Source organism: Bdellovibrio svalbardensis (assembly GCF_029531655.1).
GTDB classification, from domain to species: Bacteria; Bdellovibrionota; Bdellovibrionia; order Bdellovibrionales; family Bdellovibrionaceae; genus Bdellovibrio; species Bdellovibrio svalbardensis.
Map to the genome: position 1 here is coordinate 74,759 of NZ_JANRMI010000007.1, position 14,888 is coordinate 89,646.

General features: G+C 44.4%; 14 protein-coding genes. 6 read left to right on the forward strand and 8 right to left on the reverse strand.

From position 1 onward, the window contains the following. Positions 1–381: 381 nt before the first annotated feature. The 3 genes from NWE73_RS17885 to NWE73_RS17895 form a co-directional block, all read right to left on the reverse strand. Entirely contained in the window at positions 382–1,506 is a 1,125-nt protein-coding gene (locus NWE73_RS17885) for a hypothetical protein (protein ID WP_277579734.1), read from the reverse strand. 222 nt (positions 1,507–1,728) lie between these two features. After that, the gene (locus NWE73_RS17890) at positions 1,729–3,057 is read right to left on the reverse strand and encodes a hypothetical protein (protein ID WP_277579735.1); all 1,329 of its coding nucleotides are present in this window, start codon (positions 3,055–3,057) and stop codon (positions 1,729–1,731) included. Positions 3,058–3,068: 11 nt separating this feature from the next. Beyond that, entirely contained in the window at positions 3,069–3,647 is a 579-nt protein-coding gene (locus tag NWE73_RS17895) for a TetR/AcrR family transcriptional regulator (protein WP_277579736.1), read from the reverse strand. A 246-nt stretch (positions 3,648–3,893) separates the two neighbouring features. Between NWE73_RS17895 and NWE73_RS17900 the strand changes: the two genes are divergently transcribed. The 3 genes from NWE73_RS17900 to NWE73_RS17910 all read left to right on the forward strand — a co-directional run bounded on the left by NWE73_RS17900 (position 3,894) and on the right by NWE73_RS17910 (position 6,088). Beyond that, positions 3,894–4,346 carry a hypothetical protein gene (locus NWE73_RS17900; RefSeq protein ID WP_277579737.1) on the forward strand — a complete coding sequence of 151 codons (453 nt, stop codon included), beginning with the start codon at positions 3,894–3,896 and terminating at the stop codon, positions 4,344–4,346. A gap of 637 nt (positions 4,347–4,983) precedes the next feature. Further along, on the forward strand, positions 4,984–5,526 hold the full coding sequence (locus NWE73_RS17905; RefSeq protein WP_277579738.1) for a protein-tyrosine phosphatase family protein: 543 nt from the start codon (positions 4,984–4,986) through the stop codon (positions 5,524–5,526). After that, on the forward strand, positions 5,519–6,088 hold the full coding sequence (locus NWE73_RS17910) for a hypothetical protein (RefSeq protein WP_277579739.1): 570 nt from the start codon (positions 5,519–5,521) through the stop codon (positions 6,086–6,088). The genes NWE73_RS17905 and NWE73_RS17910 overlap by 8 nt, the downstream gene beginning before the upstream one ends. A gap of 142 nt (positions 6,089–6,230) precedes the next feature. Here the strand turns inward: NWE73_RS17910 and NWE73_RS17915 are convergent, their stop codons facing one another. Both NWE73_RS17915 and NWE73_RS17920 read right to left on the reverse strand, forming a co-directional pair. Then, a complete protein-coding gene (locus NWE73_RS17915; RefSeq protein WP_277579740.1) occupies positions 6,231–6,788 on the reverse strand; it encodes a CPBP family intramembrane glutamic endopeptidase in 558 nt (185 codons plus the stop codon). Between the two features lie 200 nt (positions 6,789–6,988). Further along, complete coding sequence (locus NWE73_RS17920; RefSeq protein WP_277579741.1) at positions 6,989–7,891, reverse strand: phosphatase PAP2 family protein; 903 nt, start codon at positions 7,889–7,891, stop codon at positions 6,989–6,991. A gap of 245 nt (positions 7,892–8,136) precedes the next feature. On the opposite strand from NWE73_RS17920, the gene NWE73_RS17925 reads away from it, so the two are divergent. The 3 genes from NWE73_RS17925 (at position 8,137) to NWE73_RS17935 (ending at position 10,488) form a co-directional block, all read left to right on the forward strand. After that, positions 8,137–8,835, forward strand: coding sequence for a CHAD domain-containing protein (locus NWE73_RS17925; RefSeq protein WP_277579742.1), 699 nt, complete (start codon positions 8,137–8,139; stop codon positions 8,833–8,835). Between the two features lie 57 nt (positions 8,836–8,892). After that, positions 8,893–9,264, forward strand: coding sequence for a hypothetical protein (locus NWE73_RS17930; RefSeq protein WP_277579743.1), 372 nt, complete (start codon positions 8,893–8,895; stop codon positions 9,262–9,264). A gap of 96 nt (positions 9,265–9,360) precedes the next feature. Continuing rightward, positions 9,361–10,488, forward strand: a complete 1,128-nt coding sequence (locus tag NWE73_RS17935; protein WP_277579744.1) for a hypothetical protein — start codon at positions 9,361–9,363, stop codon at positions 10,486–10,488. A gap of 7 nt (positions 10,489–10,495) precedes the next feature. Here the strand turns inward: NWE73_RS17935 and NWE73_RS17940 are convergent, their stop codons facing one another. The 3 genes from NWE73_RS17940 to NWE73_RS17950 all read right to left on the reverse strand — a co-directional run bounded on the left by NWE73_RS17940 (position 10,496) and on the right by NWE73_RS17950 (position 14,882). Continuing rightward, entirely contained in the window at positions 10,496–12,148 is a 1,653-nt protein-coding gene (locus NWE73_RS17940; protein ID WP_277579745.1) for a bifunctional aspartate transaminase/aspartate 4-decarboxylase, read from the reverse strand. Positions 12,149–12,181: 33 nt separating this feature from the next. Beyond that, on the reverse strand, positions 12,182–13,873 hold the full coding sequence (aspT, locus tag NWE73_RS17945; protein WP_277579746.1) for an aspartate-alanine antiporter: 1,692 nt from the start codon (positions 13,871–13,873) through the stop codon (positions 12,182–12,184). Positions 13,874–14,000: 127 nt separating this feature from the next. Next, a complete protein-coding gene (locus tag NWE73_RS17950; RefSeq protein ID WP_277579747.1) occupies positions 14,001–14,882 on the reverse strand; it encodes an SDR family oxidoreductase in 882 nt (293 codons plus the stop codon). Positions 14,883–14,888: the final 6 nt, after the last annotated feature.

Sequence of the window (14,888 nt, forward strand, 5' to 3'; positions counted from 1 at the left end):
GCTTGCGAGGGAAAATGGAATGGACAGGACTCCGAGTTCTTCAAATATTTTGAATGCTTATAGGGGCTTTTTCTTCTTCAGATCGAATTAAATAACTGCGGAATCTTTCCGTTTATTTTCCGCAGTGTTTGGAACTCTCTAAAATGTACTGATGAAATGCGCGGACGCCGTGTCGCCTAAAATCCGCGATCCATGGAACTTTTGGCTCAAATATTTTTCATTCTATCGCGGCGAATTAGGAATTTATCGTGTAAAAAAAGGATTCAAATTTTTTGAAAGATTTCGTTTAAGCACTCAGGGAATAAAAAACCCGCTGATTTTTTTTATGAAGTCAGCGGGTTTCAATAATTACTTTGGCAAGTTCACAAGTGGTTTGTTCAGCTAGTTGAAAACCTTTTCGCATCGTAGATTCAATCTATTTTTCAAACCCTTCCAAGATTCTCTGAGTTGGTTTTGCAACGATGCAATTTTAGTCGCGTCACCAGGGTGTAATAAACGGTCTTTTTTAAACATCGTTCTATTGTACTCTACCACACGAGTTTGTTGATAGATTGGAAGTCCTGTCGACTTTAGAAGCTCGAGCGTTTGGTTATTAATAGTGGCGGTATCCACTAGAAAATGAGAAACATCTTTAATATCCAATTCTCCCCAAATTTGGGCTTCCAAGTAGCACTGATTGCTACCAGATGTTTGCGGTTGAATAGATTTTCGATTAAATGAACTTGGTCGCAGCTTTTTATTGGCGAGAGTATCGGCATAAGTCCAAGTTGCCCGACGTTTCGTCTCTGGTTTTAGCACTGCTATCATATCCCCATACATCGAACCCGAAGTTTGCCATTTTCCAAGTTCTACGGAATCTGTAAGCTGAAGTAATGCATACTTAGGCCTGATTTTATTAATGGGATTTCCAGGTTTTAACTTATAACTTCGTTCAATCTTCAATCCAAGCAGAGCATCTTCATGTTTGGCTCTCTGTTTTGGAAGTTCTTCAAGAAATAATGGATAACCTAAACTGGAAACTTGGGTATCATGGATATTAAGAAAACCTTTCTGAAGAATAGGCTCAAGTTGTTCAGATCTGAAAATAATCATGAGTTCTGATTTTTTGAGGAAATCATACTCAACCTCGCCAGATGTACTTCCTCTATCATTTGCATTAGAAATATAGTTTGCAAGGCTTTCTCCAACAGTACGCGTGTCTGTCTCGCTGAGAAATTCTTTTGAGAGTATGTCGTTTGCAGAAATCTCATTATTAGCATAGGCCCAAGATGGGCATATAAGTGCCAATACTATTGACACCCCAGCGATGTATTTCTGAGATTGAAGGTTTCTTTTCAACATACTATTTCCTTGAGCAATAGTCGTACCGAAGGCATGCTCGACTCTAAATCCAATGCCTCTAATACTTAAAACGAATAGGTTCGCATTGGCTTGCTGATCCCAAAAGACCTCCTGATTTTTACTAAAATCAGGAGGAGCTCCGTTTAAAACAGTTTTGGCGTACAAATGCTTCAGAAGCCCCGATTGCTGCCGCAGCCTTTAGATAAGATCCATACAAACTAACGAGTCGCAGCAGGTCTGAGGGCAAAAGGGCCTTGGGCTCAACGACCTCATCGATCTCTATTTCAATCAAAGCTTGGGGACTGGGCAAAAGCGGTTCGTCTACTCCGGCGACTCGCGCACCATTCGATAATTACTTTGGCAAACTCACAAGACCATAATGCGTATTTAGTTAGCTCCTGGAACTCCTGCAGGAACAAGAGACGATGAGGACGTCAATTCGCGAGACAACTCTCCCATCTTGTATCTACGATAGGTAATACCCTGAATACTGGAGAAGGATGGGTTTGTCTTAATCCAGAAAAATTCTTCTGCTGAGCCTATTTTTTCTCGAATAAAAAATATGCCCTTAAAATAAGACATTTCTATATTGCTGCGAGGCGAATAAGACCAGCCCTCTTGAACAACTTGTCCCTCAGGAATCAGATAGTTTACCTGAAGACCCACAAGACCTTGGCGATCAATACTCAAGCGATGCCCAACGCCCCGCTCTGTCTCCCGAATCTTCGAAAAGTGTACAGTTAAGGGTGTCAGTGCATCGACATTGCCTTTTTTATCAAAGGACGTCACATCTCCGAAGCTTTTCCCTTGTATATCAGGCTGACTGATATCATGACGACTTAACATCTCGGCCAGTCGTGAGAATCCACTGGCATGGTCGCCGGCCCACTCTTTTCTTTTCTTTTGAAATACATCAACAAACCCTAAAACATCTTCGGCAGAGGCGCCGATCAAATGGTATTCTTTTCCGTCCTTCACAAGAGGAGCCTCAAATCCTGGCACACTTTTAAAACCCAACTGTCGATACATCATCGACGACGCCTGATCTGCATCGGTGAAAAAAACCATTTTTCCAGGCTCATATCCCGGCTCTAACTGAAGGTTTTTTGCAAAGTTAATAAACCGGAGCATGACTTCGCTAAAGGCCCACTGACTGTCTTCCTTAAGAACGACGAAATTGCCCGGCTCAAATTTTTTTCCATTATTTGTCGGAACCCGAATTCCATGTTCCTTTTCAAAAGGTAGCAATGAGTTTTTGGAACCAGCAATCACCTTCAGCGTTCCGACAATTTTCCCAGTGTCTTCTTCATGCTGCAAGCGTCGACTAACGAAGTAGGTCGCTCTTGAGGCATAGGCCAAAGCATCGTTACGAATACTCTCCAGATACTCAGGCTTCCAATCGCGACGTTGCATATAATTCGCCAACACGAATTGAATGTTTTCCTCAGCTAACTCCAGAAACTTTGTGGGTCGGCCTGGCTCACCATGGTAAACTCTTTGAATGTCGGTGCGATACAATAAGCCGTCTGGGGTTTCTCTGTAAAATGAAGTGGTTTGTAAAGATGTGTCTATAGTTTTGATAGCAGCTACATAAAATGGCGCTAAGGCGCCAAATGCAGACTCTTCTCTGCGTCCTTCGAAGACTTCAGAGCAAATGGGCGCCGCTAATGCTTGCGCCCCTATGAATAATCCCAGTATGAAACACAATCTCTTCATATACTTTTAAACTATTCAATTTTTGTACCCAATATCAGTTCGGCCTGGCCTAAAACGATTTGCAGCAGGAATTGCGCTTCTTCATCCGTACGTTCTTCAGTAATTAGACTGATAACAGCTCCGGACAGAACTATCTGCAGGGTCCGAGCCTTTTCCAGCAATTTTTCAGAAGCCCACTCATTGTTCCTTGCCCCTATCTGCAAAATTTCCCAGATACGCTGAGCCCCATGATCCACTGAAAGAGTGTTCTCACGTCGCGCCTCATTCTGTGATGCACTGAGCGCCAGATAGTGCATCCATACCCGGGAGTGAGACCTGCGCTCTTTAGGCCAAGTCATATTGCTGCGAAGGTATGCCCGCAAAAGACTTCGACCTGACTTTTCATTTTTAGACAAAGCCGCGATAATATATTTTTGATGTTCAATCCCCACATACTGAACCAAGGAGGAAAATAGCTGTTCTTTCTTAGCGAAGTAGTGATGAATCAGAGGCCGCGTTATCTTGCATTTCTTAGCAAGATCCGCGAAATCAAGGGCTGCGTAACCATCTCTAGCGATCAGCTCAACCGCCACTTCAATAATCTGCAACACCCGACGATCTCCCTTTGAGTTGACCGCCCCTTCCCGGTAAAGGGAAATGATACTTTCCAGTCTCGACTTATGCTCCATGCATTAATTGTATTATTTACACTTTAAATAAGTATAGTAATTTTATGCATTTAATATCGTTTTTTTACATTTATTAAATTTCTATTGAAAGCTTCGTTTCAAATTGATACATTGCGTTACGAAAGGCAGTTGGCCTTCAAAATAAAAACTTAACTGAAAGGAATTTCTATGAAACTCAACAAAGCTATTTTTTTAGGCGCAATGACCGCACTTCTTATCGGCAATGTCGCACAAGCCAGAACGCTGCTTAAACCGGGCCTGTATGAAGCCGGCAACTACAGCGTCAACGTTCGCACTTCGAAAGATCAAAGCATACAGTCCCTTGAAGTTGTTGAGAACGGAGCCTATCTGGCGACGTTAGAAATCAACGACACAACCCTTTTGGTGGGTGGATACTGTAATGAAGATTCAGGAATTGCCTCAGATGTTAAAAGTGCGAATGGTGTGACTCAAGCACGCTGCTTGAACGAGCAAGGAGCCAGAGTCGCTGTTCAAATCATCGATCAGCACGGCGACATCAGCGAGATTTCTTTTAAAGCCGAAACAAAAGGTCTTTTGATGTGGAAAGTACGCAAACAATTCAGCATTAAAGACCTTGTTTACAAGGGAAGCCCTTACTAAACGGAAGCACTGTTGTATTGGAATAAAGGGAACGCAATCCCACAAAACACGCAACGGCATCAATCTCAGGCAGACCAATCCTCTTCGGGATTGGTCCCTGCTCCCTCGCACATAGGAAATGTCATCCGATAAAAAGATCGCGAATAGACGCGCGTAACGATAGCTAGGAACTAACTCGATTTCAATCAAAGCCTGGTGAATCGGCAAAAGCGGTTCATCTACTCAGGCGAGATTACAAGGTGTCGCAGCAAGTCTTTGTGGGGATTCTGTTTGTTTCGTTAGAGTTCCGTTCAGGCTCTTGACGGGCCCTGCTCCTCTGAATAAATACGCAAAAAACGATTTCTCACACGGAGTCTTTATGCGATTCAGGCGAACTGTTCGATGCTTGCTGATAGTGTACACCTTGTTGTCCAGTAATTATGTTTTTGCTCTTGATGGCCCCTTCAATAAAAATTCCGCTTCGACCATCCACGAGCTTTTTACAATTCCGAATTCACATGTCTTTCAATATTCCGAAACATCCCTCAAGCCTCTTTTTTATCGCGGAGGCGAACCCCAGCGATCTTCTGACTTTCAATCTCTTCAAAACATAGGCATTCAGCATATTCTTATTTTCAAGCTTTCACGAAACAACGAAGTGGAAATTGAAAAAGCGAAATTAGAAGCCCTGGGCTGGCAATCTACCGACCTCAGTCATATCCCGATGTCTTGGAATCCACAGAATAACTTTGAACCAGCCTGCGAAATGATCAAAACAGCACTACTCATCTTAGAACAGAATTATGCAGCCGAGAAAGCAACTTATGTACACTGTTCTGTTGGCGAAGATCGCACCAGTCTTTTAGCCGCTTTGTGGAAAATCTGGAAAAGAGCAAACTCAAAACTCCAAACTTCCGACGCCCCATGGATCTATGAAACCTATAAAAATGAAATGTGCCGCTATGGATACGGTATGGGATTAGTGCGAACGAACAAGCCACTCGATATTGTTCAAAAGATTGAAGCCAGCTTAACGCCGCTGTATGTGGCCGTTGCCAGTGAAATTATAAATATCAAAAAGAGGAATGGCGATTTGGGGGAGCTGTCTTGCTCATCTCTAAAACCAGTCCAGGTAAATTACAAATGCGAACCTAATATGACTTTTCAAACCAACCAAACCAAAGGAGAACTCTATGAATAAAGTAATTGTTTCTTTAATGACCGCACTGCTAGTAAGTCCTCAGCTCGCGATGGCCAAATTTGAAAAGGCTCAGTTCCAGTGCGAGACATCGCATTATTCGGAGGAAGGAAGATTTGATGCCATCCTTACTGGAACAATTACCAGAGGAGCTTCTGCCTATGAGCTGAACCTTAATGCTGCAGGATCTGAAGTTTCCTGCATGCGTGGCTCATACCAATACGATTGCGAGCCTGTCCCTGAAACCGAATTCAACATTACGGCAAAGACCTTACAGTTTGCGAGCTGCAACATCGCGGGTCCCGAAGCATTCAAGAACTCTGAGCTGTTCCAAATAGACTGCTACTCCCTTCCGAAATCACTTGAAAACCGCAGTTCCGAAACTGCCAACTTTAAATTGAACAGCACTGTTAATGGCCCCTACACACCACACTATGAACTCAATCTGACGCATCCCCATCTCAAAAATGAAAGCCATCCATTTTTTCATTTTGAAGCTCCTTCACCAGAGCAGTACCACGAGATTTCAACTTCCTGTAAAATCACCGAGTTGATTCAAGAATAAAAAACAACCCCACTGCTTTTTGAGCAGTGGGGTTTAGTACGGTAAGGCTTTCTTTCTTCGCTTCTCCGAAGTCTCATCCTTCAGCAAATCAACCAAAATTCGTTACTTGCGGCGCCGGTGTTGCATCGCATCCCGCCTCAACTTAATGAAAGAATGAATCCGCGAGAATATCAGCGATCATGTGAGCAATATATGGCGCAAGTAGGCTCTTGGTTCGTAGATATAACCATCCTAAAACAAAACCCACTGCCACAATGTATGCTTGAAATAGATAAGGAAAATCCCAGTGCCCAAATCCAAATGCGAACGCTGACGCCGCAACAGCCAACCATGGTTTTCTAAATAGTGAAAGCGCAGCTGAAAAAAGTATTCCGCGATAGATAACTTCTTCCGCACCATTTGAAAACAAATTTCCCACAACACCTGGAAGTGAAAACTGAAACGAGAATCTCATTCCGAAATAAAGAGCGACAGGAACAACTGTAACAAATAACAAGAGTCCATATAGGGTGCCACGCCTTACTGACTGGCGCGTATTTCCTAGCACATGAAATCCATCAATCCAATTTAGTTTCTTCAGGAACAGATAAGGCAGGACTAAAATAGCAGCTTCTAAAACGATTAATAAATGACTAAATAAAATTCGCTCTGCGGCGCCAAGTTCGAATCCTTGAAAAACTATTCGACGAATTTTCAGCATCAACGAAAAACGAAGAACTGCCCAAAGTAGATATAGAAATAGCGGCGCAAATGTTTTTAAGGACCGACTCGTCATACCTCAAAAGATACACAGCCAGCAACTCGGTGTCATCCGTAGTTTTTAAGACGCCAGATAGCTCACCAACATCAGATCAATATTGCTTGAGCAAAGGGCACCCTTCCCAAGCAAAAAAATATTCTTCAATTTTGCGGGAGGTGCTTAGCGAAGGCTTTCCTAAAGCAGGCCGGGGTCCCCTCTTCTTCAGGTTGGCAAGTCCGTTGCTGCGGGGATCGCTCGGTCACTGATAAAACCAAGCCCGCGGCATTTCTTCCAAAATAAGGATAGATATTAACCTGAACTCGGCCTTCTTGTTGTTTCTCTTCATCCATTGCCAGCTTTGCTGAAAAATGACCAACGATCGCTCCGATTAAAACGTCCGAAACCCAATGCTGATTCTGATAGACCCGAGACCAGGCCGTCAACGTGGCTGCACCATAAGCAAGAACTGGAATAATATTTGAGGACTGTTCTTCGCGGGAAGTCTCAGCGATGGCTGTTGCTAAAGCAAACGCAAAGGAGGCATGGCCGGAAGGCATCCCCATTCGCGGAGCTTCATCATACTCTGATACCTTAAATGGATCATTTGTTTCGCTTGGAAGAGCACGGCGGAAGGTTAACTTCAGTGAATCGTTAATTAAAAAATTAATCAGACCGGCCTTAAACGCGATCTTTGCAACACGGGAAACCCCACTCTGATCGACAACCACACCAAGAACATAGGCCATCCCCAAGACGGGAACCATTTTTCGAGAGCCAAAGAACTCCCCAACATCCGCAGCTTGATCAGCCACGCGACCGTCATTTCGTTGCACAAAGGAGAGCATTTCATTTTCACTTGCAAAGATAATAATTGAGCTAATAAGACCTAGTTTCACCAAACTGCTCTCGAGATTAGAATACTCAATTGTCTTTGAGTACAGGCTATTGTTTCCAACCAAAACTGGAGAAATTTCATTCGCCGCCTGGGCAGATTGAGGAAAAGACCAGACCAATCCAGTCACCAAAACACCATTCAATAACATGTTTAACGCTCGTTGAACCATAGCAATTCACCTTATTCTTATTCAAACCACGAACAATATGCGACGCCTATGCCAGAGCTAAAAGTTATTAGATTCGAATATAAGAAAAAAGAGCTGACCAGGCATTTTACAGGTGCCCTTTATTTTTCCTCTGCTTCATTACTATTGCTGGATGGCAATTCAAAACCCTCTGCGCGGAGCTTGATTTGAAACAACCCCTCCGCTTTGAAATACTCAACAGACCCAATTCGCGCTACGACCTATAGATGGAAAAATTTGCGACTACTTGCAGACAGCGTTTTAAAGAATTTACTCAAAAATGCAAGGAGTCCGTTCGTCATCCCACCCCCCAAAATATTCACCAACTGCGAATTCTAAATCGAAGAATTCGATCCATTTTTTGGATCATTAAGCAAGAAACCAATATAGATCTCCCTTCTGGTGTTCAGAAAAAAGCAGCTCTTTTTGGCAAAGAATTGGGCGCACTCAGGGAAATCGATGTTCTCATCAAGGATGCCGCATACTACAACCTGAGCGACTCCAAATTGCCAGGAAAACGATCCAGAAAAGCACGCAAACTTCAAGATTCCATTGAACGAGAATTCCTCCCCGTTTTGAATAGAGACCTCCGAAAACTCATAAACGGTGCTGAGCCCCTCCCTTCCATCAATTACAAGGAACTTAGATCCACGCTCAAGAAAGCTCTTAAAAAATGGCCTAAGAGGCTTCCAAAGAAGAAAGAAAAACAACATCAAATTCGTATCGATGCGAAAAAAACAATTTATCGTATGGAGCTGCTCGGCGCCAAAAGCGTTCAACTTCGTCTTCTGCAAAAAAGCCTTGGAAGAGTTCATGACCTTGAAGTTTTGGAAAATCATTTCGGCAAGAAAAAAGTGATCTCTAAAGATATCGAAGCCAATTTAAAAACAGCTTACCGCACATATCAAAAAATTTTTAAAACCTAAAGGCTGAAACAGGAAAGAACTGTTGCCCTGTGGAATTCTCCTGGCAATACTAAGTCCATGAGAAACATTCTTTGGGCAGCATTATTCATAATCACCTTTAGCACCGCCACTTTCGCTCAACAGAATCCCGTTGAAGCCCAAAAGGACATAAACCTCACTCAAAACTTTGGCGTGGTTCCGGTGGGAACATCCACGAGTTTGCATTGGAATCTGCGCGCAAAGGAACTTGATTTGCAAATCCAAAGCATCTCTTTGCAAGGCAACGGCTTCATCTTGGATTCCGACTGCCCTGAAATTCTTCCGGCAAAGCAAAAATGCAAAGTGGGCATCACCTTCGCTCCGGAGCAAACAGGACCCCACCAGGCACAACTCATCGTGGATCTTTACTCAGAGAGATTTATATTTAACCTTCAGGGAGAAGGAAAATAGAGAAAACTGTGAACTTTTTTACCTCTTTTCAGAGGTCTCGGTTCGGTTTTTAGAATGACCTTGCGCTGGCCCTGCCCCTACCGGTAGACCATGCCCATGGCATCTTCTTTCAGTATTAGATACGGGCTTTTGGCATTCCTTTTCATCCTCTTCGCAGGGCTCCCTCAGGGAGCATCAGCGAAGAACTTCAAACGCCCCAACACCCCACCTGAATCACAAAGCACCGCAGCAGGTCCCAATGCCCTGGAACTGGTGAAACCCCTGAACACTCTCAGCGCAGATTTCTATGACTTTGTTCTTCGTTATGGCGGCCGGCTCATTCCGGCCAAGGATCTGCAACCGTGGATCGTGAGAATGCACGAAGCCAGCGAAGCTTATTTCAACTCCATCGGCGTGAAATTTTCAATTCAGACCGTAAAACGGGAACAAATGGAGTTTCAGGGAAGTTATGTCGAGAAAATCTCATACAACTTATACACCCTGACTTCAGTTGAAAACGCCTCAGAGCTCAATGGTGAGTTCATTCAAGGAATCCTGCAAGATGAGTCCCTTGGCGATCTTAAATTGATCTACGATCCCTTTCTGCAACTATGGAGTGGACCGATTCAGGGCTTCTTTGAGCCCAGTACCTATTCTCTGGTTTTCAGTACTACGGCTTTATCTTATCGCGTAGGCGGGTTGGGCGACACCCTGACCCACGAGATTCGCCACGCCCAAGAACACAATGCCATTCTTAAAGGGTTCCCGTCTCTTGCCAGTTTTACTTTCTTATCAAATAAAAGCTCACCAGAGGTCTATTCTCAGTTCCTGCGATTAGATGAAGCAGAGACTCATGCCCTGGATATTCAATTTTTGGTTGAGACCGCTCCCAGCCTCGAGGCATTGCTTACGGATAAAAGCAGCCTCAAGCGTTTGCGTGAAGCTCGTCAAAAATCTCTGGAATTTAAAAGGGAAACTTTGCAACGAATCATTGCAAGCACTCAAGGCACTCTCGCTCGCCTCAAGAAAGAGATTCAGATTCATGGAGTCACAAATCTAAATTGCGCTCCCGAGCCCCTAACCACTATGAAATCGAGCGTGGAACTGTGCAAGTTCTCAGACCCCGAAGCGGAACACTATGAACGTTTAGAGATCCGCGTAGCTCAAAAGCCGCGCATCAATCTGGATGCACAGCTTTCAAGTCTACTGACATGGTCACTAGGGCGATTAAACAACCTTCAATAAATAATTCTTAATGACTCTTTCCTTTTGAACGCTGCCAAGCTTCGACATAGCCCTCGGCGGCCTCAGCCATTTGCTTACCGATCTTCGCATAGGCCGTATCATCCAAGTTGGCCAAAGACACGCGCACGGACCATTTTGGACCGGCGAAGCCTCCACCATCCATCAGTACGATTGAAGTCTGCTCTGCCAAACGGAAGAGCAAATCAACAGGCTCATAATTCGTCTTTAAGAATTTCGCAAACTCTGGTCCATGAATTTTCTCAGCCCAGACCATCACATCAATTTCACAGTAATAACCTGCGCGCAATGGATCTGCTGGCATTGAAATACCCAAACCATCCCACAGGGCCTTATAGCGTCGTTGGACGATATTCTGAGTTAACTTTTTATATTTATCATCTTTATCCATTAAAGCCGAAAGCGAGAACAAAGTCATTTGAACTTGCTGAGGCAAAGACAGACCGGCCGTGTGATTTAAGGCCACCTGACGGCTGTCAGCCACCATGCGATCGATAAACTTGATTTTCTCCGGTTCCAAAGTTAACGAGCCATATCGTTCATTCAAAGCTTTCTTATCTTTGCTTGGAAGTTTTACCAGATGCTGGTCAAAGATATTCTTCTCGTGAATCGCAACGACGCCCAAACGCCATCCCGTACAGCCGAAATATTTAGAATAAGAATAAACCCCAATAGTATTTTGTGGAAGATCCGCCATCAGAGATCTAAAACCAGGAACAAAGGTCCCATAGACGTCATCAGTGATAATGACCAGATCCGGCCGTTTTGTTTTCACGATCTGGACTATCTTTTTCATAATTTTCGGAGAAACCGCCACCGAAGGCGGATTGCTTGGGTTCACCAGGAAGAAGGCCTTGATCTTCGGATCGAGCAGCTTATTCACTTCTTTTTCCGTGTACTGCCAAGTATGACGACCACTTTCTTTGTCCATCTCGTTGGCATCAATATGCGAAACCTTGAAGCTATATCTTTCCAACTCGGGAATTTCGATATAAGGCGTAAAGGTCGGTGTCGCCAAGGCAATGCCATCACCTTTTTTTAGAATTTTATTCTGCATCAAAGAATCAAAGATATAGCACATTGCGGCCGTTCCACCTTCGACAGCAAAGATATCAAATTGTCCCTTAGGTGGCTTATGACCACACATCTCTTGATCGAGATAAGCTTGCACAATGCGCTCATTGTGTTTCAAAATTCTGTCTGGAGTTGGGTACTGATCCCCAATGATACCATCCACCAATTCATAGACAAAGGCATCTGCATTGAACTTAAAATGGCTCACGCCATATTTTACCGCATCACGAAGAAAATCCCCTCCAGGCACTTTGGAGTTTTTGTCCAGATAGGCATTCAGCCTTGAGGCTATTCCAACTTTCTGCGGCATCCCGCCCAAGCCTGGTTCGCTCCAAACGCGTCGAGACTCTGTCACCGCAAACTGCCCCAGGGCAAAGAAGGCCTCCCGCGGAGTCGTTGCAATCCAATTGGGATTTCCCCGGCCTGCATTCAACATAATCTGCGTGCTGGCCTTGGCGCTATCCGCAGCCAATGAAATCAAATTATCTTTCAACTCGAAAGGACTGAGTTTACTTAATTTCTTTTGCATAGCGCGTGGTGTTTTTAGCGTCGTACTTTTAACAGACATTTCGAACTCCTATTTTTAAGTTTATTAAACTAATTAAACTAACAAGAAGACAATGACGGCACCCCAAATGGTTTTTATGGTATTGGCGACTGCGTACGTGATCGTGTATCCAAGAACTGGAACTTTACTTTTTGCGTTCTCTTGAATGGCACCTAATGCAGCTGTGGTTGTCATGGATCCGGCACAAGCTCCAAACAAGATGGCTGGATGAAATTTAAACAAATAACGCCCGCCAAGAACGGCAATAGCACAGGTAAAGAACGTCACGGCAATACCCACAAACAAAAGACTTATTCCGACAGCCTTGATTCCAGCGATAAAGCCAGGTCCTGAAATCAATCCGACAATGGCTACGAATGCACACAAGCCCATGGAATCCATAATCCATAATCCAGCCGCAGGAATAGCCCCAAAGGTTGGACGAGTTGCACGCCAATAGGAAAGTAGAAGTCCTGAAATCAAAGCACCACCACTGGTACTAAGACTCAAAGGAATATTGCTGACCTTGAAGGACAATAGCCCAACAAGTCCCCCGAGAAGAATACCCAACCCCACAAAAACCATATCCGACATATCGGTGCGTCGATCCGGCGTCCCGACAGTTTTGGCAACACGCTCAACATCTTCCAATTTTCCCACAAGAGTTAATACATCCCCCGCCTGGATTGTTAAGTTCGCCTGAATTGGCAGTTCGTGCCCAATACGCGTGATTTTTCGAACCATAACGTTGCGGCGGAAGTCATGGCCTTTTTCCTGAACAATATCTCCGAGAGTTTTACCTAAGAATTCCTTATTGGTCATAACCACATCTAAGAATTCAATCTTAAAATCCATCAACTCAGGATCGTAAACCTCTTCACCAATTTCCTTTTCATGCTCGACAAGATCTTTGCTTTTAGAACCCACGACCACGATATCACCAGGAACAATCACCACATTGCCATTGGGATCAATCACCTTTCCCTCATGGCGCATCCGAGTGACAAAGGCCGCCGTAGGTGCAAAAGAAGACTCCAACTCTGCCACTTTTCGATTCGCAAATTTGCCATTGGTAATTTTATAGGTCCGCAGAGCATTCATCTGCATGGCCGGCATCACTCCAGGATCATCCATTTTTGCACCGAGCTTTGCTTCGTAGTCTTTGCATTCCTTTGCTAAATCAATACCCAGGATTTTTGGTCCAAAGCTTGAGAAGAACCAGGCAAACACCACCGTCCCCATGATATAGGTGACCGCATAGGCTATTGGAATCGAGTTGTTATATTGAGTCTTTAGCTCTGCCGACAGATCGGGCAGACTGTTTATGGTGTCCTGCCCCACCCCAATGACCGCGGATTGAGTCAAGGCTCCGGCCAACAAGCCGGTTGCGTAACCTAAATCATAGCCCATCACTTTCGCTGCGATATAAGCAACAGCCAAACCGCCCACACAGACGAAGATTGCAAAGAAAACCTGGGGCAAACCATCTTTCTTTAAACCTTGGATGAATTGAGGTCCTACCTTGTATCCAACCGCAAACAAGAACATCAAAAAGAAAATCGCTTTGGTATCGGCACCAATCGCAATTCCCAACTGTCCAACCAAAACCCCCGTCAACAAGGTTCCCGTCACCGAGCCTAATTGAAAATATCCGATTTTTATTTTACCGATGAGATAACCCACCCCAATAGTCAGAAAGAATGCCAGCTCAGGGTGAGCCTTCAATTGAGTAAACAGCCAATTCATAGAGCCCCCTCAATGTAATTTTGGTGATCACACTAATACTAGGGAGAAAAAAACTGACGGGGCACGCAATATAGATTCGAATGCAGGAAAACAATCTTACGAAATAGATTTGCGCCCAAAGAATGCTTTAATGCAAATCCACTCCACCGGGTCGAACCAACAAGGATTCCGCCAGTTCTTCACTGTAGTCCTCAAAGGTTCTGGGTTCCAATCCGGTCAGTTCTTGGAAGGTGTTTGTAACTTCTTCGCCTTCGCCGTCACGAACAGATCGATGACGACTCAAAACAAATTCAATCCACCATGAAGACGCGCCAATTTTTTTCAAAGCTTTTCTGGTGATTTCTTCGGTTACTGGCACATATGAAATTCTTCGGGCACATCGAGTTGAAAGAATCGACAAGGCCTCGGCATTGGACAGCGCTCGCCCACCCGTGATGGAGTATTCTCGGCCCAAATGATTGAAAGGATTCACGAGGATCTCCGTAACCACATTGGCCAGATCTCCTACATCGACAAAGGATGTGCGCCCTTCCCCTTCGGGAAGATAAAGGGCCCCTTGGCGAAGAGCCTCACCATAAAGACGATCAAAGTTTTGCATAAAACTATTGGTCTTGATCAAAACGGATGGAACGCCACTTTCGCTCAACATACGATTGATTTCACCTTCAGTGCGCAACCAAAGATACGGAGACCCAGGGTCAGCCCCTAGAGCGGAAGTCCTGACAATAAGCTTCACCCCCGCTCGGCGCGCCGCGCCTACGGCATTTTCAGCCCATTCGCGCATCGAATCAGCAAAAGGAATCAATAAGAAAAGGACATCCACGTTTCGAAATGCCTGATCAAGAGTCGCAGGATTCGCATAATCTAGAGAGATATTTTTAATATCCTCAGGGAATGCCCCTTCCTGACGACAGGCGGCAACAAACTCCACCTCTCTTTGATGAAGTCTTCGAACGATTTCTCGTCCCACAATGCCTGTTGCTCCGGTAACCATTATTTTCCACGCCATAGTCTT